This window comes from Streptomyces sp. NPDC048275, assembly GCF_040652275.1.
In the GTDB taxonomy this organism is placed as follows: Bacteria; Actinomycetota; Actinomycetes; order Streptomycetales; family Streptomycetaceae; genus Streptomyces.
In genome coordinates, this window is record NZ_JBEZLR010000127.1 from 1 (window position 1) to 26019 (window position 26019).

General features: G+C 69.6%; 31 protein-coding genes. 13 read left to right on the plus strand and 18 right to left on the minus strand.

The annotated features are described in order from the left end of the window. The first annotated feature begins 307 nt into the window (after window positions 1–307). On the plus strand, window positions 308–547 hold the full coding sequence (locus AB0D57_RS42260; RefSeq protein ID WP_362086652.1) for a hypothetical protein: 240 nt from the start codon (window positions 308–310) through the stop codon (window positions 545–547). After that, window positions 544–1080, plus strand: a complete 537-nt coding sequence (locus AB0D57_RS42265) for a DUF6262 family protein (RefSeq protein ID WP_362086655.1) — start codon at window positions 544–546, stop codon at window positions 1078–1080. Before AB0D57_RS42260 ends, AB0D57_RS42265 begins: the two co-directional genes overlap by 4 nt. Before the next feature lie 91 nt (window positions 1081–1171). On the opposite strand, the gene AB0D57_RS42270 is transcribed toward AB0D57_RS42265, so the two are convergent. After that, window positions 1172–1618 (minus strand): Lrp/AsnC family transcriptional regulator, encoded by a 447-nt coding sequence (locus AB0D57_RS42270; RefSeq protein WP_362086658.1) that lies wholly within the window; start codon window positions 1616–1618, stop codon window positions 1172–1174. A gap of 233 nt (window positions 1619–1851) precedes the next feature. Between AB0D57_RS42270 and AB0D57_RS42275 the strand changes: the two genes are divergently transcribed. From AB0D57_RS42275 to AB0D57_RS42290, 4 genes are all read left to right on the plus strand, one after another. Continuing rightward, window positions 1852–2235, plus strand: a complete 384-nt coding sequence (locus AB0D57_RS42275; protein ID WP_362086661.1) for a Rid family hydrolase — start codon at window positions 1852–1854, stop codon at window positions 2233–2235. A 178-nt stretch (window positions 2236–2413) separates the two neighbouring features. After that, the gene (locus AB0D57_RS42280) at window positions 2414–3025 is read left to right on the plus strand and encodes an AzlC family ABC transporter permease (protein WP_362086664.1); all 612 of its coding nucleotides are present in this window, start codon (window positions 2414–2416) and stop codon (window positions 3023–3025) included. Beyond that, window positions 3018–3350 (plus strand): AzlD domain-containing protein, encoded by a 333-nt coding sequence (locus AB0D57_RS42285; protein ID WP_362086667.1) that lies wholly within the window; start codon window positions 3018–3020, stop codon window positions 3348–3350. Before AB0D57_RS42280 ends, AB0D57_RS42285 begins: the two co-directional genes overlap by 8 nt. Window positions 3351–3586: 236 nt before the next feature. Then, complete coding sequence (locus AB0D57_RS42290; RefSeq protein ID WP_362086670.1) at window positions 3587–4567, plus strand: NADPH:quinone reductase; 981 nt, start codon at window positions 3587–3589, stop codon at window positions 4565–4567. Window positions 4568–4774: 207 nt separating this feature from the next. On the opposite strand, the gene AB0D57_RS42295 is transcribed toward AB0D57_RS42290, so the two are convergent. Together AB0D57_RS42295 and AB0D57_RS42300 are read right to left on the minus strand one after the other, a co-directional pair. Continuing rightward, window positions 4775–4990, minus strand: coding sequence for a hypothetical protein (locus AB0D57_RS42295; protein ID WP_362086673.1), 216 nt, complete (start codon window positions 4988–4990; stop codon window positions 4775–4777). Window positions 4991–5101: 111 nt separating this feature from the next. Continuing rightward, a complete protein-coding gene (locus AB0D57_RS42300) occupies window positions 5102–6625 on the minus strand; it encodes a gamma-glutamyltransferase (RefSeq protein ID WP_362086676.1) in 1524 nt (507 codons plus the stop codon). A 229-nt stretch (window positions 6626–6854) separates the two neighbouring features. On the opposite strand from AB0D57_RS42300, the gene AB0D57_RS42305 reads away from it, so the two are divergent. From AB0D57_RS42305 to AB0D57_RS42315, 3 genes are all read left to right on the plus strand, one after another. Next, entirely contained in the window at window positions 6855–7208 is a 354-nt protein-coding gene (locus tag AB0D57_RS42305; protein WP_362086679.1) for a DUF317 domain-containing protein, read from the plus strand. Between the two features lie 104 nt (window positions 7209–7312). Further along, window positions 7313–7603 carry a hypothetical protein gene (locus AB0D57_RS42310; RefSeq protein ID WP_362086682.1) on the plus strand — a complete coding sequence of 97 codons (291 nt, stop codon included), beginning with the start codon at window positions 7313–7315 and terminating at the stop codon, window positions 7601–7603. A 15-nt stretch (window positions 7604–7618) separates the two neighbouring features. Next, window positions 7619–8440, plus strand: a complete 822-nt coding sequence (locus AB0D57_RS42315) for a DUF317 domain-containing protein (protein ID WP_362086685.1) — start codon at window positions 7619–7621, stop codon at window positions 8438–8440. A gap of 591 nt (window positions 8441–9031) precedes the next feature. On the opposite strand, the gene AB0D57_RS42320 is transcribed toward AB0D57_RS42315, so the two are convergent. The 10 genes from AB0D57_RS42320 to AB0D57_RS42365 form a co-directional block, all read right to left on the minus strand. After that, on the minus strand, window positions 9032–9718 hold the full coding sequence (locus tag AB0D57_RS42320; protein WP_362086688.1) for a hypothetical protein: 687 nt from the start codon (window positions 9716–9718) through the stop codon (window positions 9032–9034). 79 nt (window positions 9719–9797) lie between these two features. Then, window positions 9798–10241 carry a hypothetical protein gene (locus AB0D57_RS42325; RefSeq protein WP_362086691.1) on the minus strand — a complete coding sequence of 148 codons (444 nt, stop codon included), beginning with the start codon at window positions 10239–10241 and terminating at the stop codon, window positions 9798–9800. Between the two features lie 204 nt (window positions 10242–10445). After that, window positions 10446–12185, minus strand: coding sequence for a mobilization protein (locus AB0D57_RS42330; RefSeq protein ID WP_362086694.1), 1740 nt, complete (start codon window positions 12183–12185; stop codon window positions 10446–10448). Between the two features lie 15 nt (window positions 12186–12200). Then, on the minus strand, window positions 12201–12500 hold the full coding sequence (gene mobC, locus AB0D57_RS42335) for a plasmid mobilization relaxosome protein MobC (protein WP_362086697.1): 300 nt from the start codon (window positions 12498–12500) through the stop codon (window positions 12201–12203). Between the two features lie 308 nt (window positions 12501–12808). Continuing rightward, complete coding sequence (locus AB0D57_RS42340) at window positions 12809–13045, minus strand: hypothetical protein (RefSeq protein WP_362086700.1); 237 nt, start codon at window positions 13043–13045, stop codon at window positions 12809–12811. Between the two features lie 87 nt (window positions 13046–13132). Next, a complete protein-coding gene (locus tag AB0D57_RS42345; protein WP_362086703.1) occupies window positions 13133–13324 on the minus strand; it encodes a hypothetical protein in 192 nt (63 codons plus the stop codon). Further along, window positions 13321–14865 (minus strand): hypothetical protein, encoded by a 1545-nt coding sequence (locus AB0D57_RS42350; protein WP_362086706.1) that lies wholly within the window; start codon window positions 14863–14865, stop codon window positions 13321–13323. The genes AB0D57_RS42345 and AB0D57_RS42350 overlap by 4 nt, the downstream gene beginning before the upstream one ends. After that, the gene (locus AB0D57_RS42355; RefSeq protein WP_362086709.1) at window positions 14862–15497 is read right to left on the minus strand and encodes a WhiB family transcriptional regulator; all 636 of its coding nucleotides are present in this window, start codon (window positions 15495–15497) and stop codon (window positions 14862–14864) included. The genes AB0D57_RS42350 and AB0D57_RS42355 overlap by 4 nt, the downstream gene beginning before the upstream one ends. 163 nt (window positions 15498–15660) lie before the next feature. After that, window positions 15661–16368, minus strand: coding sequence for a hypothetical protein (locus AB0D57_RS42360; RefSeq protein ID WP_362086712.1), 708 nt, complete (start codon window positions 16366–16368; stop codon window positions 15661–15663). A gap of 7 nt (window positions 16369–16375) precedes the next feature. After that, the gene (locus AB0D57_RS42365) at window positions 16376–17266 is read right to left on the minus strand and encodes a helix-turn-helix domain-containing protein (protein WP_362086715.1); all 891 of its coding nucleotides are present in this window, start codon (window positions 17264–17266) and stop codon (window positions 16376–16378) included. An 883-nt stretch (window positions 17267–18149) separates the two neighbouring features. On the opposite strand from AB0D57_RS42365, the gene AB0D57_RS42370 reads away from it, so the two are divergent. From AB0D57_RS42370 to AB0D57_RS42385, 4 genes are read left to right on the plus strand one after another with little or no spacing between them, the layout of a single operon-like run. Then, window positions 18150–18590, plus strand: a complete 441-nt coding sequence (locus AB0D57_RS42370) for an XRE family transcriptional regulator (protein WP_362086718.1) — start codon at window positions 18150–18152, stop codon at window positions 18588–18590. A gap of 42 nt (window positions 18591–18632) precedes the next feature. Further along, on the plus strand, window positions 18633–19145 hold the full coding sequence (locus AB0D57_RS42375) for a ParH-like protein (protein WP_362086721.1): 513 nt from the start codon (window positions 18633–18635) through the stop codon (window positions 19143–19145). Further along, entirely contained in the window at window positions 19142–20350 is a 1209-nt protein-coding gene (locus AB0D57_RS42380) for an MAB_1171c family putative transporter (protein ID WP_362086724.1), read from the plus strand. The genes AB0D57_RS42375 and AB0D57_RS42380 overlap by 4 nt, the downstream gene beginning before the upstream one ends. Further along, window positions 20347–21777, plus strand: a complete 1431-nt coding sequence (locus tag AB0D57_RS42385; RefSeq protein ID WP_362086727.1) for an amidase family protein — start codon at window positions 20347–20349, stop codon at window positions 21775–21777. The genes AB0D57_RS42380 and AB0D57_RS42385 overlap by 4 nt, the downstream gene beginning before the upstream one ends. 109 nt (window positions 21778–21886) lie before the next feature. On the opposite strand, the gene AB0D57_RS42390 is transcribed toward AB0D57_RS42385, so the two are convergent. The 5 genes from AB0D57_RS42390 to AB0D57_RS42410 all read right to left on the minus strand — a co-directional run bounded on the left by AB0D57_RS42390 (window position 21887) and on the right by AB0D57_RS42410 (window position 25656). Next, window positions 21887–22090: a hypothetical protein gene (locus AB0D57_RS42390; protein ID WP_362086730.1), complete on the minus strand. Its 204-nt coding sequence runs from the start codon at window positions 22088–22090 to the stop codon at window positions 21887–21889. 170 nt (window positions 22091–22260) lie between these two features. Beyond that, on the minus strand, window positions 22261–23040 hold the full coding sequence (locus AB0D57_RS42395; protein WP_362086733.1) for a hypothetical protein: 780 nt from the start codon (window positions 23038–23040) through the stop codon (window positions 22261–22263). After that, the gene (locus AB0D57_RS42400) at window positions 23037–23408 is read right to left on the minus strand and encodes a hypothetical protein (RefSeq protein ID WP_362086736.1); all 372 of its coding nucleotides are present in this window, start codon (window positions 23406–23408) and stop codon (window positions 23037–23039) included. Before AB0D57_RS42400 ends, AB0D57_RS42395 begins: the two co-directional genes overlap by 4 nt. Window positions 23409–23738: 330 nt before the next feature. Beyond that, a complete protein-coding gene (locus tag AB0D57_RS42405) occupies window positions 23739–24401 on the minus strand; it encodes a M15 family metallopeptidase (protein ID WP_362086739.1) in 663 nt (220 codons plus the stop codon). A gap of 286 nt (window positions 24402–24687) precedes the next feature. After that, a complete protein-coding gene (locus AB0D57_RS42410; RefSeq protein WP_362086742.1) occupies window positions 24688–25656 on the minus strand; it encodes an endonuclease/exonuclease/phosphatase family protein in 969 nt (322 codons plus the stop codon). Window positions 25657–26019 lie beyond the last annotated feature (363 nt).

Here is a 26019-nt window from a genome sequence, read left to right on the forward strand (position 1 = left end):
GCAGCGCATGCGAAGGCCCCTATACCGACCAGTCGGACAAACCGGGGCAAGGCGCCGAATCAGCGAGACCGATCAGACCGCTGACGAATCGAGGCCAGTCGCTGTTGGACTCCGAGCACGTACGTCGGGCGATCGGGGAAGTCGGCGTCCCCTACGGCGTCTGCCAGGAGCCCTCGAACGTCGCGGCTGGCGGCCAGAGCTGCCCCATCCGGTTCCGCTGCGTGGCGACCACTTCCGCACCGACGTCTCCTACCTGCCCGACCTCCAGGCGTACCTGGCTGACCTGCTGCGCAGCCGGGAGCGACTGATGTCGGCGTTCGCCGCCGATGACTGGGCGCGCAGCGAGGCGATGCCCTCTGAGGAGGAGATCCGTCGAGTGCGCCAGCTGATCGACCGTGTCAGGGCCGATCTCGGCGGCCTCACGGCGGAGGAACAAGCGCAGATCAGCGAAGCTGTCGCCGTCGTCCGCCGCAGCCGGACGACGATGCTCGGCATGCCGCGCATCGGCCCGCCCGTGTCCGACGCCCACAGCTCGGAGTCCGTATGAGCACACACATGGCCGACGGCCGCCGCGCCGACAGCGAGCGCCGCCGTCAGCGGGTAAAGACGGCGCTCCAGAAAGCTGTTGCTAACGGGACGACGGTCAGCGTGAGCGGCATTGCCCGGCAAGCCGGCGTCGACCGCACCTTCCTCTACCGCCACCGCGACCTGCTCGCACTAATCCACGCGGCCGAACGCGAGCCGCACGGATCATCGTCTTCGGAGGGCCCGCCCGTCAGTCTGGCGTCGCTTCGAGCCGACCTCGCCAACTCCCACGCCCGAAACACCCGGCTCGTCACACAAATTCGGCGCCTGGGGCGGCGCCTGTCACAGCTCATGGGCGAGCAGGCGTGGCGTGAATCGGGACTGGGCGTACCCGCCGATCTTGAAGAACTCCAGCGTCAGGTGACGCGCATGGAACAGATGAACACCGAGCTGACCGCTCGACTGGAGGAGAGAGACTCGGAGCTGGAGGCAGCTTGCGCCGCCAACCGGGAACTGACACGGGCCCTCAACCAGCGCGAATCCGCCCACCAGTAACTCAGACGGGGGAGCGAGGTAAGCCGCCGGGCCGCCAGCGGGAACCTGACTGAGTTCATGCCTGCCACGACCAGCCCTTTCGCGCTGCGCGTCAAGCGCTGCGTGTCCAGGAGCCGAGCACCATCAGCGTCTTGGTGCCTGTGACACCCCTTTCCTGGCGGAGCCCGTCGATGACCTTCTGCAAGTGCGCGATGTCCCGCACCCGTACATGGACGAGTGCGTCAGGGTCTCCGGCGGTCGTGAAGGCCGCCTGTACCTCGGGCACTTTGTGGGTGGTTCCCAGGATTTCGCTGACGGCCGTGTTGCCGGTGTAGCTGAGCTCGACGAAGGCTTCGATTCCCCAGCCGAGTTTCGTGTGATCGATCTGCACGGTGAAGCCGGTGATGACACCAAGGTCCCGCAGCCTGTCCACGCGGCGTTTGACCGCGGCCACGGACAGCCCGACCTCCGGGGCCATCTCGGAGAAGGAACGGCGGCCGTCCTCCCGCAGCAGGTCGAGCAGCTTGCGATCAACGTCGTCGATCTCGTTCAGCGGCATCTTTCGATCCCTTCCCAGCGCAATGAAACAGAGACGGTCGGGCTTTGTACGCAAAAAGTTTGCACATATAGGGTTGAGGGTCGCAACAACTTGCGTCGACGGATGCGTTCTGTTGTCCTGGTCTCCAGCCCGGCCTGAGGGTTGGCCGTCTGCGAGGCACGCGACGGCGTTCCAAGGCCCTGCGGGTGACTGCAGACCGCCTGCGGCCGAATTTGAGAAGGGGCACCTGCACCATGCCTAAGAAGATCATCGACACCGGATCGTCTCTCGGTCCGTACTCGTCCGCCGTGGTAGCCGGCAACCACCTCTACGTGGCGGGGCACTGCGGCTTCCTTCCCGGCACCCCCGACATCGCGGAGGGCGGGCTGGAGGCAGAGTTCCGGCAGACCCTGAAGAACCTCGAAGCGACGATCCTGCAGGCCGACTTCCGCCTCGAGGACGTCGTCTCGACCACCTGCTACCTGCGCGACATGGACCACTGGCCGCTCCTCAACGAGATCTACAGCGGCTACTTCACCCAGGACGTGCCCGCTCGCGCCGCAGTCGCTGTCGTGGGCCTGCCCCTAGGCGCGAACCTTGAGATCACCTGCGTGGCCTGGCGCGACGACACGAACTGAGCATTGCCACCGAAGACCTCCCAACCGCTACCAAGAGTCTCTCCATGCACACCCCACCCTCTGCCGTGTCCGTCCACTCTCCCGAGCACGCACCCGCGCCTGCGTCCAAGCCCCCGTCCGAGGCCCGGCGGCGCTGAAGGACTCCGGGGCGGTCGGCCTGGGCATGTTCCCTCTGGGCGTGGCTTTCGGGGTGCTGGTCGTCCACTCCGGTCTGAGCTGGTGGTGGGCACCGCTCATCTCCGGTCTGGTCTACGCCGGCCCGCTGGAGTTCCTGCTCGTGGGGATGATCGTCGCCCTCGCTCCGCTGGCGCAGATCGCCCTGTCGGCCTTCCTGATCAACTTCCGGCATGTGTTCTACGCACTGTCTTTCCCCCTGCACCAGGTCAAAGGCCGCGCCGGGAAGACGTACGCCGTCTTCGGGATGACCGACGAGGCATACGCGCTCACCTCCACCGGCGCGGCCCGGTCCTGGTCCGGCCGGCGCATCCTGTGGCTGCAGGTGTTCCTGCAGACCTACTGGGTGTCGGGAGCGACCGCGGGCGCCCTGCTCGGGGCGGTGATCCCCCCGCAGGTGGTGGGTCTGGACTTCGCCCTGACCGCCCTGTTCGCGGTGCTGACCGTCGACGCCGTACGGGCGCGGCGCGAGCTGCCCACACCGGTACTGGCTCTGATCTGCGCGCTCATCGCGCGCTTCGCCGTCCCCAGCCAGATGCTCCTCGTCGCCTTCGCCCTGTTCACCACCGCCCTCCTGGCCCGCTACACCGTGACCAAGAAGGCCGCCCGTGCCTGACACGCCCTACGTCTTCGCCGCCGTCGCCGTGTGCGTCGCCATCACCTTCGCCCTGCGGGCTCTGCCCTTCGCCGTCCTGACGCCGCTGCGGACCAGCGCGGTGGTGCACTACCTCAACGCCCGCATGCCGGTCGGCGTGATGCTGATCCTCACCGTGTATACGATGCGCGACCTTTCCCCGGCCGCCCCGCGCGAGCTGGTGGCGCCCGCGATCGCCCTGGCCGTCACCCTCGGCCTGCACCACTGGCGGCACAACGCCGTGCTGAGCATCTTCGGCGGCACCGCAGTCCATGTAGCCCTCGCCAGTACCCTCACCCCACACTGACCTCGCCAGGCCGGCCGCGAACGCCCCCCACCCCTGGCGTCCGTCGCGGTATCCAGCGCCGCGGCCCTCCTTCGACGAGGCCGACGCACGGGCGGAGCGTCGCCACCGTAGGCGGCGACCCGTGAAGGCGAAGATGAAGACCGGCCAGCAGCTGCCCGACTGCCCGCCAGGAGACGGGGCCGTCCCGGGCAAGCGGCTCCTTGGCCAGACCCACGACCGAAGCAGGGGAGAGATCCATGTACGGAATCCAGGTTTCGCAGTTCGGCACCGAGGACGTCCTGACCTACACCGACCTGCCCGCCCCCGAGCCCGGTCCAGGGCAGGTCCGCGTACGAATGCACGCCGTCGGCGTCAATCCAGCCGACACTTACATCCGCTCCGGCACCTATGCGTTTCACACACCGCAGCTGCCCTACACCCCGGGCTTCGATGGTGCCGGCATCGTCGACCAAGCCGGCCCCGGCGTCGACACGGCTCTGACGGGCGAGAGGGTCTTCGTGGCGGCGCTGGGCACGCCGGGATGCTCCGGAACCTACGCCGAACTGGCGGTCGCCGACGCCCGCGCGGTCCACCCGCTGCCGGATGGTCTGTCCTTCGGCCAGGGCGCGGCGGTCGGCGTCCCCTGCCTGACCGCCTGGCGCGCCCTGTTCCAGAAGGCCCGGCTGAAGGCCGGTGAGACGGTTCTCATCCACGGCGCGAGCGGCGGCGTCGGCATCCACGCCACGCAGCTGGCTGACGATGCTGGGGCCGTCGTCATCGGCACCGCGGGCTCCAGCACGGGAGCGGACCTCGTCCGCGCCGCAGGAGCCCAATACGTCCTCGACCACAGCACACCCGGCTACCTCGACGAACTGGCGCAGATCACCGACGGGCACGGCGTCTCGGTGATCATCGAGATGCAGGCCGACATCAACCTGGAGCAAGACCTCAAGGCCCTCGCCACCTACGGCCGGGTGGTCATCGTCGGCAGCCGCGGCAGCCTGGACTTCACACCCCGGCTCACCATGCTCAAAGAAGCCACCATCCAGGGCACCGCTCTCTGGCACGCCACCACGCAAGAAGCCGCTGACGCTCTCACGGCCGTGGCGGCCGGACTCGCCAACGGGGTCATCCAACCGGTCGTCGGAGACGAGATGCCTCTGCGTGAAGCGGCCGCAGCCCACCGCAGGATCCTCGAACCCGGAACACGAGGAAAGCTCATCCTGACGACCGACTGACCCCAGGGAGCAGGTCGCGCGCATAGGCCCCGGGAAAGTTGGGCTCAGCGCCCGCTGTCACCGGGCGCGAGCAGGCTGGTGACCTCGGCGATCGCCTGCGCCGAGGGGAGGCGGCAACCTCCTGCTGCGGCTCATGTGGCAGCAGGTGAGCGATATGGCGGCCGGAGTGGGCCCGGCCGCTCGCCGGTCACTGCGCGGGCCGCTCACCTACCGGGGCCCTGGTTCCAGCTCTCGGGCCGAGGAGCGCAGCGCTGCCCGTTGCCCGGTGCCAGCCTGCTGCCAGTAGGGATGCCACCACACCTGGACCGACAACTCCAGCAGGCGGCGGCGGAGAGCTGTCGTCCGCTGCCGGTTGGCCGGATCGGCAAGACTCCGATAGGTCCGCTCCCACGCACACTGCGCGGCGACCAAGTCCTCGGGCATAGCAGAGCAACGCATACAAGCTATTGCATCATGTGTTCGATTTTTGGCGCATCCTTGCAGGTGAGCCGCTAGACCAGGTCGCCCTTCGCCACGGTCGTCGTGCAGGGAGAGCTAGACGCGTGCGGGGGGCAGGTCGTACCGGCTGACGGCTACGTAGGTTTCCGGCGTCGCTGCTTCGAGCAGGCTCGCGTCGCCCTCCAGGTCGAGTGCCGGCTCCTGGGGACGACGGAGAAGGTCGCTCCAGTCTCTTGCTGCACCTTCTTCGTAGGCGTCGCGGAGCAGAGGACGCAGCCGTGGGCGGGCTTCCTCCTGTTGTTCGCGGAAGATACGCCGCTGGGTGAGTCGCTGTTCTTCCTGGGCCTCGTCGCTGAGCTCCAGGTCGGCAGGCGGCTGGTCCTCGGCGCGCAGTCCTGGGGTACGCCGGGCGATGGCGAGGTCTTCCTCATGGAGGCGCTCGCAGACGGCGAACAGCTTCCGGGACATGCCGAGGTGGACCTCCGTGCCGGGGATGCGGCAGCTCAGGAAGTCGTCGAGGCCCATGGCACGGATTCCGGCGCGCAAGGCGTGCTGTTCGGTGTCGGCCGCTGCTCCGCGGGCGTCGGCCCGCATGGCGAGAGTGAGGCTGTCGTCTTCCAGGGGGGTAGTCAGCCCGGAGCGCCGGCGGCGAGAGGCGCGGTCGGCTGCAACGGGTACGGTGCGCAGCTGCGCCGCGGGAGCCGAGCGCAGCGCCAGGTAGGCCAGCATCTGGGCGCGGGCAGCACCGATGAGTGCGTCGTCGCTGTCGCCGAGGCGGTCTTCCAGGTTTCCCGGGCCCGCTGCTTCGTCGTCGGTATCGGATCCGGCAGGGGCGAGCGGCGGCTGGCCGGGGTGGAGGTCGTGGTCGATCGTGAGGAACAGGTCGTCGTCCGGCCTCACGGATGCTCCGACCAGGACGGTGCGGTGCCCGTACGCGCCGAGGACCGTGCTGCCGGCCGCGAGCTGCTCCCATCCCTCGCGGAGCTTCTTGAGCCCCACGTCGCCGCCCTTAGCCTCAATCAGCCAGTACAACTGCTCCGTCTCGTGATGCCCCCACAGGTCGGGCAGCTTCTTCTTCGGGTCCTTGAACGTCTTGAGCAGGGCGGGGATAGGGCCACCGAGTTCGAGGTGCTCGGTCTGGCCGAGGCCCAGCAGCGAGCGGCACGCCCACTCGGTCATCGTCATGCCCAGCCGGTACCCGGCGGCGACCTTGGCGCTGCGCTCGGTGCCATGCGCATAGACCGGATTCCAGGTCAAGCGCCGGCCCTTCGCGCCGTCCACGGGGTGCCGGGGTGTCACGGGGTGCGCGCCGAGATAGGCGTACAGCGGGGAGACCCGGGCGACGAGTTCCCCGTGGGCGTACCGCGGCTGGTTCTGTAGGTGCGGGGTGACGTCGCGGCCGACTTCGGTGGCTGCCTTGATGATCTCCCGCCACGTGGTGGTCGGCGCGTACCAGCCGTCGGCAGCTGGGAATCCGTCCGATCCGGTCCACGCCTTGTGCTGGGCCGTCCGCCACTGCCGCCGCGGCTTCTTCGCGGGCCCGCTACGGAAGAGGACCGGTATGTCGAAGCTGTCGGCGTAGGTCAACGGCGGCTCGTCGGGGACGTGTGCGGGCATCATGCGAATCACTCTGGCACGGCCCCGCACCGCTCCCGGTGCCGGGTACCGAGCCACCTGTGGGACCCCGGCGGGGTGCGCTGGGTATCGGTATGACCCTCGCCCGAGGTGGTGCTTGGGCAGTTCGCCCGGGGCAGACAGGAAAGATCGCGGAAAGACTGGCCAACGGGTGCGAGGGCATGTCAACGTAGACGACCTTGCAAGAAACCCCAGGTCAGAGAGGTGATTGCCCGTGACCGTAGCCCCTGCGGGCCCCGGTTTCTCCACCACCGTCGAAGCCCTGCGGTTGCGGGAGTGGCAGCTTGGCCCCGGTCAGCCGACCCTGGTCATGGACCAGTTCTCCGCCGAGGACTTCCACCTGATCGTCGATGACCGCGCGGACGTGCACGTCAGCAGCAAGGACGGCAGGTTCTACCTCGGCTGGTTTCCGCTCGGGCGTCCCGGCACGGACGGTGAGGGATGGAAGATCGCCGTCACCGGCACCGCCGGGGTCCGCGGCTATCACCTGTCGTTCGACACCGAGACGCCGGCCGACATCGTCGCCGCCGCCGTCGCGCGCGTGCTGGAGACCTCGCGCCGCCTGTGACAGCGCGGACACCGACAGGCGATGCCCGCCCTGTGAGCCAGCTGGCCGTCCGAACGGCCGCCCGCTCCACCGCACCCGTTTCCCCGCACCCCAGGAGGCTGTTCGTGACGTCCCCGGAGATGACCGTCGGCGATCTCATCGATCTGCTGGCCGGCTGCGACCGGAATGCTCCGGTCCGCCAGGCCATGAACCCGTTCTTCCCGATGGCCCACCGCTTGGAGCGGGTCCTGCAGTCGGTCGACGAGACCGGCCGGACCGTCGTCTACCTCGCTGAAGGGCGGGGCGAGGACGCACAGCTCGGCCACCTGCCACCGGAGGTCGCCATCGAGCTGACGTGGCAGGGGCCTGTCCAGGCACCCCCACGCCGCCCCCGCCGCCGTGCCGGCGGCAACTAGATACGCACCGAGCCCTTGGAGGCGCCCCTGTACCCCGAGATCCCGCCCCATTCGTCCGCCCCGCGCGGCGGCCAACCCGCGTTCTGGGTCGGCCCCCGGCACCTGGCCGGTGACGATGGGCGCCTCTACGACGTCGTCGCCGACACACTTGCCGGCCTGGGCTGGACGAGCCTGACGATTGTCCGCGGACGGCATGAGCTGGACGAGGCACCGGAGGACCGCCAGGTCCTGCGCAGCACCGTCCTGCACATCAGCCCCGACGCCCTGCGCTGGGCCCAGTGGGGCTTGGCGGACGAGCCGTTCCACCTGGGCGAGCTGCCGATCGCCTGGCAGGTCTCCGCCCGAGCCGAGGCGAGCAGCCCGCTCGCCCAGTGGTCCGCCTACTTCACCCGCGACGTCCCCGGCGAGGCGGTGGTCGACTTCCTCGTCGCACTCGACGCAAGCGACCAGCCTGCCGTGCCGTTCGCCGGAGCCGAGCTGGTCCTCGACGCTGTCGCCGCCCACGGATGGCTCCGCGACATCGACCAGCCACAAGCGGCAGCGACGGACCCGACGTTCACCTCTCACATCAGCCTCGGCGAGGTCCCGCCCCTCATCCAGGATGCCGACCCGCGGGCCTTGTCCGCCGAGGACGACGACACGGGACCGTCTGGATGGCAGGCGTGGGCCGAGCCCGCGCTCGGCGCACCGTGTCTGTGGGCGGCATCGTTCGCCGCGAGCGTCCCGCACGATCTCGTCGCCGCCTTCGCCGCGTCTCTCAGCTCGACCGCACCGGTCCTGCGGAGGGTGCTGCCCGAGGCCACCCGGGAACGCCTCCTGCGCGCGCCGGCCATCTAACGCCCCGCTCGTATTTCTCGACGAACGCAGTCCGGCACCCTCCCAGTTGGGGGTGCCGGACTTTCTTGCTTTTCGGGTGTGAAGTGGCTGGCGGGTCTTCCGAGGAAGGATTGCTGCCCGATGATGGAACGGTGCAGGATGCGGCAATGCACACGGGCCTTTCTGGTCGTCGCTCTCGTCGTCGCCGTGACGATCGCGTTGACGGTCCGTTCACGCTGCAAGCGCACGGCCGCAGTGGCAGGCATTCCAGCAGCACCGAAGGTCCGGGCAGGGGCAACCCCTCCAGGTGACACGGGTCTACCAGCGCGGTCGCCGTGGCTCCAAAGCTGTCGTGACCTGGTGCGACACCGGGCGGCAGCAGACGCCTGGTTCTGGAACTGGCACGTCCCTGCGGGGGCGTACCTGCTCGTGAATGCCTCCAGCGGCTACGGGCCGCACAGTCACAACCCGAACGTGCTCTACGTACAGCCCGGCCAGGTCCGAGCCTGGGTGCCTGCCCAAGCCGCTCGCGCTGCTCAACGCGTCAGCCCGTAACGCACTGCTGCCCCCGACCTGTGCTGGTCGGAGGCAGCAGCGTGACGTGCACGCAGGTCAGCTGGTCGCCGTGGCCTTGGCGAGGGCCTTGTCGAGGTGGCGGTCGACGAGGGCCGGGGAGCCGGAGACGACTAGCAGCAGGCTCCCGTCGCGGATCGCGGTCTGCTTGACCACGGTGCTCCGTCCCTCGGCGACGAACGTCAGGAGCTGGCTCCACTGCTCGTCGCCGCGCTGGGGTGCGGGCAGCTTCTGCGAAGTCACGTCAACCGGGGTGCCGCCCGCGACGACCTGATAGGTCGGGCAGCCGGTCATGGCGTTGAAGATCCGGGCGATGCCGTCGGACAGCTTCTTCGCGCTGTCGCTGTACAGCTCCTCGGAGATCTCCGAGGAGCTGCCGCCGTAAGTGAAGTCCGCCTTCGCCTTGTGCGGGAAGGCGAGCGTGCCGCCAGTCGCCGCGTCGCCGCCCAGCTCGCTCAGGGCCGGGCAGCCGATGACGGTGACGTCGTCGTGCTGGGCCGGACGCTTCGGCTTGGGAAGGTAGCCGCTGCCGAGGTCCTTCGGGTCGAGCAGGCGGGACTCGAGCGCGGCCGAGGAGAGCGCGGCCGGCTCCTGGGCGGCCTCGGTCGGCTTTCCCGTACGGGAGGAGGTCTGGTGCTTGGACCCGGTGGTGGCGGTGGAGCAGGCGGGCACGGCGAGGAGGACGGCGGTGATGCCGAGTGCGGTGGTGGCGACGCGAACGCGCATGACGAAACTGACCCCTTGGTGCTAGGTGACGGGTGGTCAGTGCGGGCCCGCGGGCCCGGTGGGGTCGTAGGAGTGGTGGTCAGTGCCCGAGGTGGCGCAGGCAGTCCTCGAACGTGTCCCACGTCGCGTCCGCCGGTCCGGAGTGCCGGTTGTACCAGGCGGTGTCGATGCGAGTCTCCCGCTGCTGGTGGCCGGCCCGGCAGCGCAGCCAGATCTCACCGTGGGTGGAGAGGATGAGCCAGTCCCGGTACGCGCCGCACTCGGCACAGGCGGCCATCTCGCCGTCGAGAACGAGGGGCTGCGCCCAGGGCATCATCTTGCCTTCGACCTGGTCGTGACTCGGCACGCGCAGTTCAGGCGGAAGGAAGTCGTCCACGACGGCGGCCGGCTCGGCGGGCTCCGGCTCAGGCGCCGGTACTCCGAAGCCGGGCGGTACCTGGCCCTGCAGCTGCGCGTGCAGCTCGGCGAACTGCCTCTGAGCTTCGTTTGGCTCCTTGGCCCGGCGGCGTATCCGGTGAAACACCCTGGCGGCCTCCTCTACCTCGTCATCTCGTCCTGCGCGCTTCATGATCGTGCCCCACGCCACCGGTGGTTTCAATTCACAAAGTCCACAGCCTCTCCGGCCAGGTCAGCAGGGGTACTCGGCTTCTCGGGCGTATTTCGGTACGGTGCGGCGGCATTGCTACGGTGTGCCCGATCACACGTCGTTGTACCGGCATCCGGCGGCCTACCGGATCTGACGCGGGGTCTCTTCTCCGCTGCGTCGCCTGCCGGGCGCGGAGGGCCTGGTGGTCGTCCCGCGCGTCGTCGACCCGTTCCCTGCGGTGCTGGTCTCGGGCAGGTGGGAGGCATCGGCGGGCAGGTCGGCGGTCCGCCGCATCCGCCACACGAGCACGTCGCTGACGGAGTCCGCAGTGCCGAGTTCGCGCCGTGAGACAACGTCGGACAGGAGGGCGGCCGGGTCGTGGCCGGCGGCTTCGGCCTCCGCGATCGTCGCCGCCAGGGCGTACCAGCCGGGCTCGGCGAGGATCTGCTCGGCCAGCTCCGGCAGCGCCTCGCGCAGCAGCACCGTCTGCCGCTGGAGCATCGGCCGGCTCAGACGCCGGCCGCGCTGGTAGAGCACACCGAGCGGCTGGGCGGCGGCGGCCTGGTAGGCGGTGCGCAGGTGCTCTGCGGCGCGGGCGGCTGCCTCTGCCTGCTGGGCGTGCCCCTTCCTGGCATGCCAGTGCGCGGCGGCGGTGATCAGGAAGAACAGCATGTCGATCGCCATCGCCGTGGTGGCGCCGTCCTCACCGCGGCCGAGGGCCGGGCCGCCCTGGACGAGGTCGCGGGCGGCCTGCCGCAGGGCTCGATCGTGCCCGCGTACGGCGCGGATGTGAGAGCGCGAGGCCCGTTCAAAAGCCGTTGCAGCGTCGCGTAGTTCGCGGCGGGTGTGGGCGGCGGACGTCTTCGCGAGGGCATCCAGGACCTCGCCGGCCGCGGCGATGTGGGCGGCGGCCACCGCATCGTCGCCGTGCTCGATGACGAGCACGGCCTGCCACACAGCCGATGCCGTCCCGCGGCGCGCGGCGGCCGGACTGCCCGGCCCCGTACGGACCGCCTCCTCCCGGGCAGCTGGAACGTCCTGGGTCTCACCGGTCCAGCGCTCGCGGATGCGGGGCAGCGACAGGTCGGGGGCCAGGCGGACGCCGGGATAGAACACCGGCTCGCCGTCCTTGTTCAGGTCGTCGGGCAGAGCGACCTTGTATCCGAGCAGGTCGCCGGAGGGCGCGGCGCGTTTGCGGATCAGGAGGCCGGCGGCTGCGAGCCGGTCGAAGAACTCCTCGTCGCTCCTCGCGCCGGCCACCGCCCGTCGTACGGTTTCGCGCAGCTCCTCGCGTGCGGTGCGCTCGCGGCCCTGGCGTTCGGCCTTGTGACGTTCGGCGCTGGTGGGCCGCTTCGCTGCGGTGCCGTCACCCTTGTTGAGACGCCGCAGACCCAGCTCCGCTTCGAGGAGCCGGGCTTGCGCCTGCACACGGATGGCGTCGTTGTCGAGATCAGGCTTGTACCCGTCTTCACGGACGAGGGTGGCGACGATATGGATGTGGTCATCAGCGTGCCGCACAGCAGCCCACCGGCAGCCCGCTTCAGCCTCGGGGTCGTCGATCCCTGCAGCGGCGACCATCCGGCGGGCCACGTCTCCCCATTCCTCATCCGACAGGATCCGGTCCTCGCCGCCATTGCGCACGGACAGATGCCACACATGCTTCTTCGGGCGTTGCGACGAGTCGATGTTCTCGACGGGCTGGTCCAGTAGCTGCTGAAGCTGTTTGAGGGTCGCGGTGGCGTCGCGGCCGGGATCGGGAGCGTTGTGGTCCCAGGAGGCGACGAGGTGGGGATCGGTGTGCTCCTCGAACTTGCCCGGTCCGTAGAGGTAGTAGAGGAGGCCGATGGTGCGCTGGCCGCGCTTTTGGATCCTGGGGATCATGGAGGTGAGGCGGTCCTAGTCCTGGTGGAGGAGTCGGTCGGTGGCGTGCTGGACGCGCTGGACGGCGCGGTCGGTGGCCGCGATGACCACGTCGAGTTCGCTTGGGTGAGCTCCGGCGTTGACCGCTCGGGCGATCTGGTTCAGGTTGCTGCCGATGCGGCCGAGGTGCCGACGGGCGGCGAAGAACTCGGCGATCACCTCACGCTCGTCGGCAACGGCACTAGCGGTTCGTTCGAGGTCACGGGCAGCAGAGAGAGCAGCACGGGCGAGGAAGCCGGCGAGGGTGAGGCTGGCGGCCTTCGCGCCGGCGGTCACGAGGATGAGTTCGTCGTCACTGAAGCGGGTGTTGCGGACGTGCGGACGTTGGCGACGTTGGTACTTGCGGCGGCGCGTGCGAGGCTGCTCACGTTCGTCCGGTGTCCCCTCTGGCTGCGATCCGCCCTCGGTCGCAGCCTCCTCGTCTGGCGTCCCCCGGCGCCGGACGAGCCCCGGCCCCCCAGGGGCGGGGGAGCCCTTGGACACTCCGCTCAAGGCGGAGTATCCAAGGGGATAACTTGCTCGTCCCGAGACCGAGTTGGAGTCGAGAAAAGGTTCCGGAGTGTTGCCGTTCTGGTTCGGGTTCGTCATCGGGATTCGGGCCTCACGGAGCGGATACGGTGCTGGATGGTGGCGGCCAGTTCGACGACGGCGGCCGGTCCCGTGAGGACGAGGACGGGCGCGTCGGGATAGCGCTGGACGAGCCACTGGCCAGTCGGGGCGAGGACTGCGGCGTGCAGGAGCTGGTGGCTGACCAGGACGTCCGCCCAGGCGCCGGCCTCGGCGGTCGTGGGCTCGGACGAGCGAGTGGGACGCGGGATCACGGCGTGCCTCCTGAAGCGGGGCGGTGGCCCGGCGCGGAGCCGGGCCACCTATTGCGGATAGCGGGGTTGAGCTGCGGCTTTGCCGGTTCAGCCGCACTCGGGGCAGCGCCCGACGTGGCTGCCGAGCGCCCGGGCCATCCGTGCCTTCGTCGACGTGGCTTGCTTCGCGCTGGACTTCGCCGCCGGCCTTCCCTCGTGCCGCTCGGAGTGGGCGATCATGAAGCCGATCTCACGCTCGTACTCCGCACGCAGGGTTGTGAATCGTCGGCAGGTCTTCATCGGGCGGTGCTCCTTGTCTTCGTGGTGTCGCCGCCGCTCCGCAGTTCCTGGAGGACGAGGCTCAGTCGGTCGTTTCGGCCGCCCGGGAGGCCCTCGCGGCGGAGGATCTCTCGCAGCTGGACCCTGGTGACGGACTCGTTGCCGTCCCGTTCGAGCAGCGCAGGGACATGGGGGCGGACCTGCTCGACGAGCTGGTCCACGGGCTGCTCCGGCTCGCGCGGCGGACGCTGTGTCTGCGGGCTGCGGGACCGGCCGCTTCGCTTCCCCTTGCCCTTGGCCTTCGTGGTCGGCTTCCGCCGGAGGGGGACCTTGTGTCCCCGGTCCCCGGTGGGCTCGGTCCCCGACGCGGTACCCCCCGGTCCCCGGCGCGGTTCCTGGGCCTGAGCAGGCACTTCTGCCGCAGGCCCGCCGGTCCCCGCGCCACCGTCGTCCCCCTCATTGGGCTCCGACTTGACGGTCCCTGGGACGGTCCCCGCTTCATGGCTCTCGGTCCCCGAGACGGTCCCCGCATCGCCGCTCTCGGTCCCCCAGACTGCCCTCGCGTCGTGGTCCCCGATTCCGGGGACCGGTCCCCTCGGCTTACACGGTCCCCAGTCCCCGATCGGTTCGGCGGGACCGCGGCGACCGACCACGGGGACCGGCGCGTCCGGGGTCTTCGGCGAGGGGACCGTGGCAGCCGTGTCACTGCCGTGCGCCGGGGACCAGGGAGAGGGCAGCGGGACTGTGGCGAGCGCGAGCGCGTGCCGACGGGCGGCGAGCTGGTCGAGCAGCTGCGCGCGCTGCAAGGGGTCGGTGCCGACCGAGGCCCTGCCGACCGCCTTGGACAGCCGCCGGGTGAGCCGCCGGCCGCGCCAGCTCCGCTGCTGCTCGGGCGTGCGCTCAGCGAGTCGGGCGGCCAGGGCGACCGCGCGAGTGGTGGCCCGGTCCCGAGTGATCTGCGCGGCGTCGCGGTCTCGCGCCGCGATGCCAAGTCGGGACAGCAGCCGCTCGCGCGCCTCCCGACCCAGGGTGGCGATCAACCCGTGGGATGCGGCGCCCGGGCTGCGCAGGCGCAGCTCGATCCCCATGGCGAGGTGCCACAGCATCGCCGCCATGACCGGGCCGACGAAGGCGCGGACCGTGCCGCCGACGGGACCGCTCTCGGCGAAGGCGGGGATCACCTGCACTCCGGTGATCACCCAGACCAGTGTGCCCGGCAGGCCGGGCGCACCCTGGGTGACCAGGTTCTGCCGGGCCATCAGCGCGGTCGCGAAGAGCGCGAGCTCGGCCGCGGCGAACATGCCGGCCCGCTCGGCTGTGCCGGCCATGTCGAGGTAGTCGGCGGCGAAGCGCCAGCTCGTGTCGGCGCTGTAGGCGGTGCAGCCGAGGGCAGCGAGGGCTGCGACCTTGACCGCCGGGTTGCCGAGATGTTTCTTCGGGCGCGTGTTCCGGCGCCGGATCGTCCAGGCGGTCAGCACCAGGGCGAGTGCGGCGGGAACGCCGGCCGCGAGGAGGAGAGGGAGGTCCGGAGCGGCGCCGAGGGACAGGACTGGGTGGGTCATGCGGCCTTTCCGAGAGGGGCGTGCGCCGAGGTCGACGCTGCCGGACGGGACTGCCGTGTGCCGGGCTTGGCGGTCGCGGGGCCGCCTGTGGTCGGGGTGGCCTTCTTCCGCTTCTTCTTGGGCCGTGGCACGCCGTAGGTGCGGTCGCGGTCGAAGACCTTGTTGGCGGCCTGCCGGAGCAGGTCACGGGCGTGCTTGCGGCTGATCTGCAGGGCGGCGGCGAGCCGGTCGGGCCGCCAGCCCCGGACGTAGGCGTGGGCGGTGACGACCTGGCGCTCGGCCTCGGTCAGGTGCACGTCGCGTCCGTTGAAGAACGCGCTCACGCGCCGGTAGTCGAGGCGCTGGGGCAGCCCGTCGTGCCACGGACGCCGCTCGGCCTCGGTGAGTCCGCCCCAGACGCCTTCCTTGAGGACGTTCTCCAGGGCGTAGTTGAGGCAGTCGCGGCGCACCGGGCACAGGCCGCACAGCTCCTTCGCCTCGGCGATGGCTTCGTGGTCCCGGGGGAGCGGGAAGAACACGGCGTCGGCGTCCTCCGGGTCCATGCCGTGGCACGCACCGCGGCTGTGCCAGCTGGTGTCGCCGATGCTGCGCAGGCCGGTGGCCGGCGCGTCGTGGGTGGTGATGTGGCGCAAGGGTGGTCTCCGATGTGCTGCCGCGTCGGCCGGTCGGGGTCCGGCGCTGGGCGGACGCGGCGTCGGGTGCCGGCTGCGGCGCGAGGGCGTGCGCCGCAGCCGAGGCGGGACGGTGGTGGGGCGGCGGGTGCACCGGACGGGATGCACCGGCCTTGCGCGCCGGTCAGGCCATCGCGGGCTGCTGGACCTGTTCGGTCTGCTGGGCGACGGCGAGGTCGAGGCGGCCGGGGTGCGGGGTGGCACGTGGGGCGGTGCCGCGTACCCCGTCGTCGGGGCCGATCCGCCGGCGGCGACACGGCTCACCGGGCTGGGCCAGACACCACTCGCAGCGGACACTCAGGGCGTCGGGCTGCCCCTGGGCGATGGCCGCCTCGCGCGCTGCTCGGGCGGGCCGGTAGGGCGTGAGCGCGGCTCGGGCAGTGGGCGGTATGCAGGAGCCGACCTCCCGCAGCCGAGCCTCCAGCTTCGGGTCGATCCCGTCGCGACCGCTGGTGATCGCCCTGGCCTGCGAGGGCTGCGCGGTCCCGGCCGCGACGGCACGGCGGGCACTGATCAGCTCGGCGGTCCAGGCGGCCTGGTCGTCCGGGTCGACGCACGGCGTGGGGTCCGAGTGCCGGGCCAGGCGGTCGCGCCGGTAGCTCTCCCACGGGCGGGCGACGTCCGCGGGCAGGATCGGGTATGGCGAGATGCGGATGTGCTGGCGGGAGGCGACGCGGGCGTCCCAGCCGTGCGGGGTGGCCATCGGCACGTCGCCGAGCAGCTCGTGCCACTGGGCGAGCTGGTCGCGGGCCTCACCCGGATCGGTGCGGGTGGTGCGGGGGTCGAGTCGGCCGATGTAGGCCAGCAGGGCGGCGATTTCGCGGCGGTCCACGGTGGGGCTACTCCGTTCCGGTCGGCTCTTCGAGGGCGGCGAGGAGGGCGGCCTGGTGCGCCTCGGTGCGGGTCATGCCGCGTGCCGGGCGGTGTCCGCTGTCGGGTACGCCGTAGAGGCCCCGGCGAGCCGGGGGGTGCTCACGGGCGACCCAGGCGCGCCAGTCCGCGGCCCAGGCATCCGAGGAGCGGGGCTTCAAGTCGGCTCGGTGCAGGCGCCACTTCGCGTCGGCCGCGTGCAGGCCCTCCTCGCCGAGGCGGTCGAGGTGTCCCTGCTGGCGGGTCCAGGCGTGGGTGGCTGGGTTGACCTGCCACTCGGCAGCCGAGGTGACGGCGGCACCACTACTGCTGTACCTACGGTTCAATTCCGGTTCACTACGGTTCTGTGTGCCGGTTTCCGGTACATCGCTGTGCCGGTTTCCGGTACGTCGAGGTGCCGGTTTCCGTCGGGACCTGCCGGTTTCCGGTACTGCCGGTTTCCGGACCCTCGCGGGGGATTCCGGTACCTCTCGCGGGCGGATTCCGCACCGTCGTAGGGCCGAGATCCGGAGTGTAAAGGTGGTCTCGGACTCGTCGGGCGACGCGGCGTCGCTGTCCTCCTGCTGGTCTCGCAGGGCCTGCGTGACGGCCTTGGCGGCGAGGGGCAGGCGGTAGACCGTGCTGCGCTGCGGGCCGGTGAGGTCGTCGAGCTGCTCCAGCTCACCGTCGTCGACGAGTCGGCCGATGGCTTCACGCACCGTGGACACGGAGGCGCGCGTGCGCTTGGCCAGGCTGGTCAGGGAGGCCCAGGAGACGCACTGCTCGTCGGTCACCCGGTCGGCGATCGACAGCAGGACCAGGCGTGCGGTTCCCCGGCTGGAGCTGTGCTCCCACACCCACTCGCGGGCATCGCTGCTCATCGGCCGCTCCCGCTCACGAGGCGGGGCCGACGGCTCGCCGAGGCCGTGGTGGTGTTCTCCGGCCCGGGTCGGGAAGGCACCGAGGCGGAGGTGGCTGCCGCGCAGGCCAGGCAGTTTGGCCTTTTGCGCAGGGCAGGAGGCATGCAAGAATCCCCTTTGCAGTGTTGCCACGCTGAAGCGCCCCGTGGAAGGGATCAGCGTGGTGATGGTGGGCAATCTCCGCCCTTGCCGGGGCGGGTTATGCCGCTGAGCGTTCGGCGTCCGGGAGTTACCGCTCTCGGGCGCCGCCGCTGTATGTGGACCTACACGAGTCGGTCGGTACCTGCCGTGCTCCTCACGTTCGCGGGCCCGGGCGGGCTGCCCGGGGACGACGAACATACGCACGGACCCGTGTCAAGATCCAGAGTTGGTTCTTAATCTCTGCACTAGTTGCAGAGCGTGACGATGCGAAAAGCTCTCGTAATCGCTCGTGGACGGCGGCGCGGTCTGCGGCAAAGCCTCCGGGCGGCCCGTGATCACGCTTGCCCAGAATTTGCAAAGTGCGCAAGAATGTCCGAAATGGAATGGGTGCGCGGAATTGGCCACACTGCCATTGCGAAGTGGATTGAGTGTTCCCACCGCCGCCCCTGCACCTTCCGCTCGAAGATCAAAAACGCCCTGCAAGCCCAGACGCGACGTATGTCGCCGGGTGAATATGGCACGCGTCACGTCGGCCAGTGCGCCTCTGTGGGTAAACGCGAACGGGTCGACCAAGGAGGCACGCGTAAACGTGGAAACGTGCTGGTGAGAAAGAACTATCCATATTCAGGATCGGTGAGTCAACTGGTGTTAATGGTGGAGTACAGTGGCTCAACCCTGATGAACCCGCGTCCCGGAAAGGATCATGAAAGAGTTGACAAAGGAGCCGATGAGTCCGCGCGCGCGGAAGCTCAGCGAGCGGCTCAACCGCCTGTTTGACGCGGTGCACCCGCCTGATCGCGGCCCGTACAGCAACGCCGAGGTGGCCGAGCTGATGGCCGCGCGAGGGCTTGAAACGGTGACGTCCACCTATCTGTGGATGCTGCGCACCGGACGCCGCGATAATCCGACGATGCGTCATCTCGAAGCGCTCGCAACGTTTTTCGGTGTTCCTGCCACCTACTGGTTCGACGATGAAGTCGCCGAAAAGACTGCGCAGGAGCTGAAGTTGCTGGAATTGCTCCGCGATTCGAAGATCAAAAACGTTCTCCTTCGCCTCTCCGACGTCTCGGCGGACGGGAAGGACGCGGTTCTCGGTCTCGTGGACGGCGTGCGAAAGATGGAGGGGCTTCCGCCCTCCAACTAGCCGACTTCCGGCTGCAGTTCAGGAAATGAGCAAGGAACGAGAATGTGGTCTGCACGTAGGCGACGCCAGGGTGACCTCCTGGTCGACCTGGATCTCCCCCACATCACAAGCGTCCGCGACCTACGGGATGAGGTCTCTCGTCGCACCGGCCGCGAGGTAATTCTGGAGCCGCAGGAGCAGGCGCCGTCGGTCTGCGGGGCATGTGCCGTCACCGAGAGTGCCGTCTATGTGTTCTACGACCCGCGGACCAGCCCCCTGCACCAAGATCACATCATCGCTCACGAGTTCAGCCACCTGCTGCTCGGGCACCATGAGTCCCGCCCGCTGTCCGCCCTGGCGCCGGCTCTCATCACCACCATGGACCCAGCGGTCGTGCAGATGATGCTGGGGCGGACCAAGTACGACGAAGCCGAGGAACGCGACACCGAACTCCTCGCTTCGCTCGTCCAGAGCAGGATCATCGACCGTCGGCTGCGCAGCGACGAGTCCTCCGGCGACGACGTCCAGGACCGGGTCACGCACACCCTGCTGCGCCGACGGGAGGCGCGACGGTGAAGGACCTGCTCCACCCCATCAGCCTCGTCGTCGCCGCACTGGGATTCCTGTGCCTCCTGCGGGATCTCCCCGCCCGGCGACGCGACCCCGCCTCCACGGCCCTGACCGCCGTCTTTCTGCTATCGGGCCTCTCGTTCCTGTTCTCCATCACCCCGATGTGGAAGTACCTCGACCGCGTCCTGGGCACCGTGAACCTCTCCGTACCACTGGCACAAGGATGTGTGGTCGCGCTGATCGCCTGCCAGCAGGTGGTTCTCACCTACTGGGACTCGCCCCCGGAGGTCGCCCGCAGGAGAGCACGGGCGTGGCTCGGCGCCGGCCTCGGGGTGATCGCGGGACTGCTGGTGCTGTTCGCCTTGCTGACACCCAGTGCCCCCAGACCGATCGACTTCACGCTGTACTACGCCCACGACAACATGTACGCGGCGTACCTCACCCTGTACGTCACCGCCTACACCCTCGGAGAGCTGTTCCTCGCCCGGGCCTGCTGGCGACTGGCCCGACGCAGCAGCCGCGCCTCCGTCCGCATCGGCCTGCGGGTCGTCGCCCTGGGCGCCACCATCACCCTCGGATACAGCGCCGTCCGTCTCGGCAACGTCATCGCAGGCGCCTTCGACACATCCCTCGCCCAGTGGGAGAGCTTCGCCTGGACCTGCGGCGACGTCGGCGCCATGCTCACCCTCATCGGCTGGCTCGTGCCCACGATCAGTGACCAGGCCCGGAACGTCCAGCACCGGATCAAGCAGCACCGCAGCTACCACGGCCTGCTCCCCCTGTGGCTGGCCTTCTACAGCGAGGTGCCCGAGATCGCCCTGCCGATCGACCGAGCCGCCCCCGCCCAGCGACGTAGCTTCCGCAGCATCGGGATCAAGCTCTACCGGCGCGTGATTGAGATCCGCGACGGCCGCTTCGTGATCCGCCCGTACCTCGACACCAGGGTCCGCGAGAGCAGCGAAGCCCACCACCGGGCGGAAGGGCTCCACGGCGAAGAGTTGAACGCCGCTGTCACCGCCGACCAGATCCTCGCCGGCATCGCCGCCCGCGGCGCAGGCGAACGTCCCAACCCCGACCAGCTCACCGACTTCGCCGACGCCGACCGCCAAACCAGTCGGCCCATGGGTGAGATCGCCGCACTCCTCGCCGTCGCCCGACGCCTTCCCCACGAACCCGCCGGCACCCCCCACACCGAGCGAGCCTGCGCATGACGACCGACCTGACTCGCCAGTCCGCGCACGTCCAGCTCCGCGCCCTGGACCGCCGCGAGATCTCCAGCCGCGAGCTGCTCGACCTCCATCTCGACCGGATCGATGGCAGCACCATCAACGCCGTCATCACCCGCGACGACGACGCGGCCCGGCAAGCCGCCCACGCGGCTGACGAACGCCGAGCCCGCGGCGAGAACACCGGAATCCTCGACGGCCTCCCGCTCACCATCAAGGACAGCTTCGAAACGGCCGGCCTGCGTACCACCAGCGGAGCCGAGGACCTGAAGGACCACATCCCCGAGCGGGACGCCGGCGCGGTCGCACGGCTCCGCCACCAGGGCGCAGTGATCATGGGCAAGACCAACACCCCCGCCTACTGCCAGGACCTCCACACCGACAACGCCCCCTTCGGCCCCACACTCAACCCGCACGACCCAGCCCGCACAGTCGGCGGCTCCTCCGGCGGACCCGCCGCAGCGGTCGCCGCCCACCTCACACCCGCCGACCTCGGCAGCGACCTCGCCGGCTCACTCCGCCTGCCGGCCCACTACTGCGGGGTGTACGGCCTTCGGCCCACACACGGGCTCGTCCCGGCCCGCGGCCATATCCCCAGGCCGCCGGGGTGGCTCACCAGCAGCGACATGGTCACCCCCGGACCCCTGGCCCGCCACCCCCGAGACCTCGACCTGCTGCTCGCCGCGCTGACCACACCGTCGCCGGGCGAGAACACACCCTGGCGCGTGGAACTGCCGACACCGGCCAAGAACGTCGACCAGCTGCGCGTCGCGATCTGGACTGAGGACCCGAGCTGCCCCGTCGACCATGCGACCGCAGGGGCTCTGGCCGCCGTCGAGCAGACGCTGTCAAGGACCGGGGCCCTGGTCCGCCGTTCCATAGGCCCCGTGCACTTCGGTGACTCCACGCGCCTGTTCGAGCAGCTCCTGCACGCCACCGCGACGGCCACGGCTGGCGACGAAGCCGCAGCCGAGGAACTCGCCGCCGCACGAGCACTACGGGACGACGATGCCAGCCCCCGCGCGGCATTCCTCCGCCACCGGACCCAGACCCATCGCACCTGGCTCCGTGCGGACGAAGACCGAGCCAGGCTCCGAGAGACCTGGCAGCAGTTCTTCACGGAGCACGACGTCCTCCTCACGCCAGCCGCGCCCACCCCCGCGATCCCCGCTGGCAGCCGTTCGCTCGTGGTCGACGGCACGGAGCGCAGCTTCTTCGACCAGACCGGGTGGGCCAACCTCACCAGCCACGTTGGCCTGCCCAGCTTGGTCATGCCGGTGACTACGACCGAGGAGGGGCTGCCGATCGGCGTCCAGATCATCGGACCGGCGTACGCAGACCGTGTCCTCCTCGCCGTGGCGGAGGAGCTGACGCCGCTGCTTCGGGCTGTCGCCTCAGGCGCGTCGAGTTGAGGGCCGGGGGTCCAGCAGAGCAGCGGCACCGAGAATCGGACCAGTTCCCCCGCGCCAAGCCGAGCAGGGGGCTTCCTGTCTCCCGGCCGGCTGGCGTCGCGTGCGGGTCTCACTGCGTCATCGAGTAGACCGCGTCGATGTCGCCGTGGTACTCCGTGGCGTCCTCGTCGTCGGCCGGGGGCTCGAAGCGGGCGAAGAAGTCGTCCAGGGCTTCGGGGGTGACGGCGAGCGCGTTGGTTATGCCAAGGGTTCGTAGATGTCTCAGCCTCTTGGGCCCAGGGGTGGCTCTGAGCTGGGCATTGGTTAGGTTCATGGCGATCTGGATGTCCCAGGGGAGCGATGGACTACTTCTTCACTTCACGCAGCAAGGTGCGCCGCCACTACGAGCCGATACCCGGGGTTGGTCTGACTGGAGCGCAGTACACGAGTCGCGACAAGGCTCTGAAGGGCGGCACTCCGTTCTTCCTTGGCGAGTTCACCACATCATTGCGTGTAGCGAATGTGGACCTCCCCCAGCGGGCGGATGCCGCGTGTGGACACCATGGTGAACACATCCTCGCTCGTGGGTCCGAGGGCCCATCCGGAGACCGTGATCCGGTGGTCGGTCCAGGGGTGGCCGCGTCGGCAGGTCAGTTCAAGGTGTCGGAAGTCGGTGGTTAGGAGCAGTTGCTCGCTGTTGCCGCAGTCGGGGCACTTCGCCGGCAGCATGGAGGAGACGACCTTGTCGTCCTGGTGGATCCAGACGTGCGTGGCATGCCCGCTGCGGCCGGCCACGTGCGGAACAACTGGCTCGCCGTTGGTAGTCGATGCGGCGATCCGTTCTAGCACCTGTACCGCGGCGCCCCGTACGTACTTGGTGTTGCGCGTGATCGCACCCAGGGAGCCGGGCTGGTACGGTCCGGGTTTCGGTTCCCACGCGCCGCGCTCTTTAGGCGGTCGCCATGGCAGCAGCGCCCGTCCGAAGGCGAGGAGCAGTTCGGCGAGCAGCGGAGTCATGGTGTCGGTGTCGACCGTGCGTCCGATGAATACGCTTGCCTGCTCCAGCCGCTCCAGGCGGCCTTCCGTCAGTTCCAGCTGGGGGCCTGGCGTATCGCCGTTGAGGAAGTCACGGACGGCGGCGGCGACGCGTCGGTCGTCGGCGTCGGGCCGCCACTGCTCCGCCTGAAGGTGCGCCAGCGTGCGGGTGCCGGCCTGTAGCAGCCACTCGGCTGGCAGCCATTCGAGCGCTTCCGCTGAGATCAGCGGCTCTCCCTGATGCATCATGCCCACATCTCCGGACCGTTGCCGACTGCGGAGACGACAGTGCCGAAGTTGCCCAGCAGCCGTACCGCCTGGTCCTGTTCCACATCGGCAATGGCGGCCGTCAGTGTCTGCAGCAGCTCAGTGAACTGATCGTCGATCCCCGGCACCTGAACCGCGGCCTCGCATGCGGCTGGCACCGTCTCCAGCCGGGTCCGCACCCGGGCCGGGTCCGCCTGCTCTGCTTCCAGCACGTCGCTGAACGGCGTCCACAGCCGCTCCCAGATCACAAGGGCCGCGTCCATGTCCGGCTGCCGGATCAGCCAGGCGCCGGACTCCAACGCCGCGGCGGCAGCGCGGATCGACGTCTCTAAGTAGGAAGCGGTGGTCATGCGACTGACCCTACGGCAACGGCCTTTTGAGCGGCGTGACTTCCCGGCCGCTCAACGTGTCCGTTGCCCCGCCCGCTGTCTTGCTGGCGCCTAGGGCTGCATCGGGCGTCTCCTCCTGTCGGGGCATCCGCGAGTTCGTCCGGCGGACGTGAGGACGAACGTAGGGGGAGCACGGACAGTGTCGCTGGAGAGGATAGCCAAGAACGTCCCCGAGTTGTGCGATGGCTTCCAGGAGCCCTTCCGCGACGAGAAGCACCTGCGAGTCGGTCGTCCCAACGGGGGCGCTCCATCGTCGTTGCGTGATCGGTATGCCAGACAAGGCCGAGCCTGTCAGCCGCGCGCGGCGATCTCCTTCGGGCCGTAGAAGGCTGCGGCCTCCCCAGTGACCAGAGCCCAGTAGCGGTCGCCGAAGGACCAGTGCCACCACTCGGTGGGGTAGTTCACCAGCCCCGCAGTGGTGAGCACTGACCCCAACAGTTTTCGGTTGGCACGAGCCTCCTCGTTGATGTTGAGGGCGTGGGTGTAGCAGGCGCCATCGCTCTCCTCCGGGTCCGCGTTCATCCGCGTGCCCAGGTCCAGCTCGCGTCCACTGGCGTCGGCCAGGGTGAGGTCGACGGCTGCGGCGGCGCTGTGTGGAGCGATCTCGGGGGGTGACACGTATCGGCTCGCCGCTGAGTGGATCTGCTCCTGCGACCATTCGGTGTGGATGGCTCGCAGCTGGTCAGTGTACTCCTCGAAGTACTCCCGCTGCAGTGAGGGCGGCCGGTACCCCTCGACGAACAGCAATCGCAAGCCCTGCGGAAGCATCGTCTGGGCCTTGAGCAGTCGCTCCAGCACGCCTTCCCGTAAGTATGCGAAGGCGTCTGTCAGATCCTGCTTGCGTGTATCGACCAGCAACGAGCCGCTGCGGCGGACGTCGACGAAACGTTCGCCGTTTTCCGCAACGGGGATGGCGGCGACCTTTGGATCCGACATCAAGACGATCTCATCCATGACGCGATCCTCTCGCATAGCTCAACCCGGCAAACCTTCCTGTCGGTCGCAGCACTATGCAGGTGCAGGTTTTTTGTAATGCGCCGGCCTGCTCCTTGAACGCCGTGCAGGTCCTCTTCGGCGATCGGGGTGATCACGTCGGGGTAGCGGGCGACGATCTCCCGGATGAGGCTGAAGTACTCAAGGACCTGCGGGTCATCGAGGGCAGCCACAGCACGGGCGACTTGCCCCAGTCCTCGTCCGGTTCGCCCTCACGCCCTCAGCCGCTTGGGGCCCATGAACCTCCTCACCGGCCCGCCTCGCCACTGAGGATCTTCTCCGGTGCGAACTCGCAGACCACGGGCAGGTGGTCGGAGGCTTCTTCGGCAGCGGCGCTCTTGTGGGTCCAGTAGCTGACGAGCGCCGGCGCGGTGGGGCGCGTGGCCAGGACGAGGTCGATTCGGCGCGGCCCCCACGGGTCGGGGTCACCCGTGCCGTCCTCCCAGTGGCCGACCGTGCGATGCCAGGGCACCTGAAGGTGGGCTGCGGCGTCGACCATGAAGCCGCGCCGCAGCAGGGCTTCGCTCTGGCGCCGGTCTGCGAGCTGCTTGCCGCCGATCGTGCCGGGCAGCAGCTGGTATTCGAGGTCGTCATGGTCCTGGTCGAGGTAGGGCTCGGGGTCGTAGTACTGCGGCTCGCCGTCGGGGCCGGTGACCGTGGCGGCGGACAAGGCGTTGAAGTCGCCGAGCGCGAAGCCGGGCTTCGCGCCGCCGGTGGTGCGGAAGACCGACTTGACGCGCAGCGCCTCGTCCGCGCGGAGACTGCCGCGGAAGGGGTCGCCGTGGTACGAGGCGAAGACGACGGGTTCGACCGCGTCGACGTCGAACGCCATGGTGGTCAGCCCGTGCCAGAAGTCCGGGGCCCCGTACGGGCGGAACGTACCCGGTACCGGGGTGGCGGCCTGCGGGTTCCACAGCAGCGCGGTGTACCAGCCGCGGTGCGCATTGTTGGCCGTGGCCGTGGGGCCGGGAGCACCGTCGGCGTGCACGGTGGTGGCGGTCAGCCTGCAGTCGGCCGCGAGCTGCTGGATGATCGCGGACGCTTCGGTCGCCCACTCGGTGGGCGGCCGGGTCTCGTCGACGACGACCTCCTGCAGGGCGAGGATGTCCGGCTCGATCTCCCGGATGGCGGTCACGCGGGCCCGCCAGGACGGGGTGCCGATGGTGCGGTGCGTCAGCTTGTAGGCATTGAGATTGGCGAGACGTATCGTGCGCACGTTTCTCTCCCAGAGCGAGTGGAGCATGGGGCGGGCGGTGGTGTCGGATGTCGGGAACGCCGACGGGGGCCGCGCGCAGCGCGGGCAGTCGCGCAGCCCGGGGCGTGTTGTCGACCCGGCCGTGGCAGTGGAGCTCACAGGGGCTGCCGACGTAGGGCAGTTCGGTGATCGCTTGGCGCGAGGCCCTCGGTACGCCGGTCGCTCCCGGGCGGTGTGGACCGCGTCGAGGCGGTCAGCGGCTTCGACGGCCCAGTCGAAGAGCTCGGTTAGGGCCTGTCCGGCGGATCATGCCGGAGACGCGGGGTCTGGCACGCCGATCTGCGGCGTTGTCGTCGGTTGCCGACGCTCCGCGTCGACGCCCTC

What these genes read in the sequence shown, in the direction of transcription:
- AB0D57_RS42265 (WP_362086655.1), top strand. Translation starts at nt 544, where the DNA reads ATGAGCACACACATGGCCGACGGCCGCCGCGCCGACAGCGAGCGCCGC.
- AB0D57_RS42400 (WP_362086736.1), bottom strand. Translation starts at nt 23,408, where the DNA reads ATGACCACCGCTTCCTACTTAGAGACGTCGATCCGCGCTGCCGCCGCG.
- AB0D57_RS42385 (WP_362086727.1), top strand. Translation starts at nt 20,347, where the DNA reads ATGACGACCGACCTGACTCGCCAGTCCGCGCACGTCCAGCTCCGCGCC.
- AB0D57_RS42290 (WP_362086670.1), top strand. Translation starts at nt 3,587, where the DNA reads ATGTACGGAATCCAGGTTTCGCAGTTCGGCACCGAGGACGTCCTGACC.
- AB0D57_RS42270 (WP_362086658.1), bottom strand. Translation starts at nt 1,618, where the DNA reads ATGCCGCTGAACGAGATCGACGACGTTGATCGCAAGCTGCTCGACCTG.
- AB0D57_RS42350 (WP_362086706.1), bottom strand. Translation starts at nt 14,865, where the DNA reads ATGACCCACCCAGTCCTGTCCCTCGGCGCCGCTCCGGACCTCCCTCTC.
- AB0D57_RS42275 (WP_362086661.1), top strand. Translation starts at nt 1,852, where the DNA reads ATGCCTAAGAAGATCATCGACACCGGATCGTCTCTCGGTCCGTACTCG.
- AB0D57_RS42375 (WP_362086721.1), top strand. Translation starts at nt 18,633, where the DNA reads ATGTGGTCTGCACGTAGGCGACGCCAGGGTGACCTCCTGGTCGACCTG.
- AB0D57_RS42390 (WP_362086730.1), bottom strand. Translation starts at nt 22,090, where the DNA reads ATGAACCTAACCAATGCCCAGCTCAGAGCCACCCCTGGGCCCAAGAGG.
- AB0D57_RS42405 (WP_362086739.1), bottom strand. Translation starts at nt 24,401, where the DNA reads ATGGATGAGATCGTCTTGATGTCGGATCCAAAGGTCGCCGCCATCCCC.
- AB0D57_RS42260 (WP_362086652.1), top strand. Translation starts at nt 308, where the DNA reads ATGTCGGCGTTCGCCGCCGATGACTGGGCGCGCAGCGAGGCGATGCCC.
- AB0D57_RS42300 (WP_362086676.1), bottom strand. Translation starts at nt 6,625, where the DNA reads ATGATGCCCGCACACGTCCCCGACGAGCCGCCGTTGACCTACGCCGAC.
- AB0D57_RS42365 (WP_362086715.1), bottom strand. Translation starts at nt 17,266, where the DNA reads ATGAGCAGCGATGCCCGCGAGTGGGTGTGGGAGCACAGCTCCAGCCGG.
- AB0D57_RS42395 (WP_362086733.1), bottom strand. Translation starts at nt 23,040, where the DNA reads ATGATGCATCAGGGAGAGCCGCTGATCTCAGCGGAAGCGCTCGAATGG.
- AB0D57_RS42295 (WP_362086673.1), bottom strand. Translation starts at nt 4,990, where the DNA reads ATGCCCGAGGACTTGGTCGCCGCGCAGTGTGCGTGGGAGCGGACCTAT.
- AB0D57_RS42320 (WP_362086688.1), bottom strand. Translation starts at nt 9,718, where the DNA reads ATGCGCGTTCGCGTCGCCACCACCGCACTCGGCATCACCGCCGTCCTC.
- AB0D57_RS42330 (WP_362086694.1), bottom strand. Translation starts at nt 12,185, where the DNA reads ATGATCCCCAGGATCCAAAAGCGCGGCCAGCGCACCATCGGCCTCCTC.
- AB0D57_RS42370 (WP_362086718.1), top strand. Translation starts at nt 18,150, where the DNA reads ATGAAAGAGTTGACAAAGGAGCCGATGAGTCCGCGCGCGCGGAAGCTC.
- AB0D57_RS42345 (WP_362086703.1), bottom strand. Translation starts at nt 13,324, where the DNA reads ATGAAGACCTGCCGACGATTCACAACCCTGCGTGCGGAGTACGAGCGT.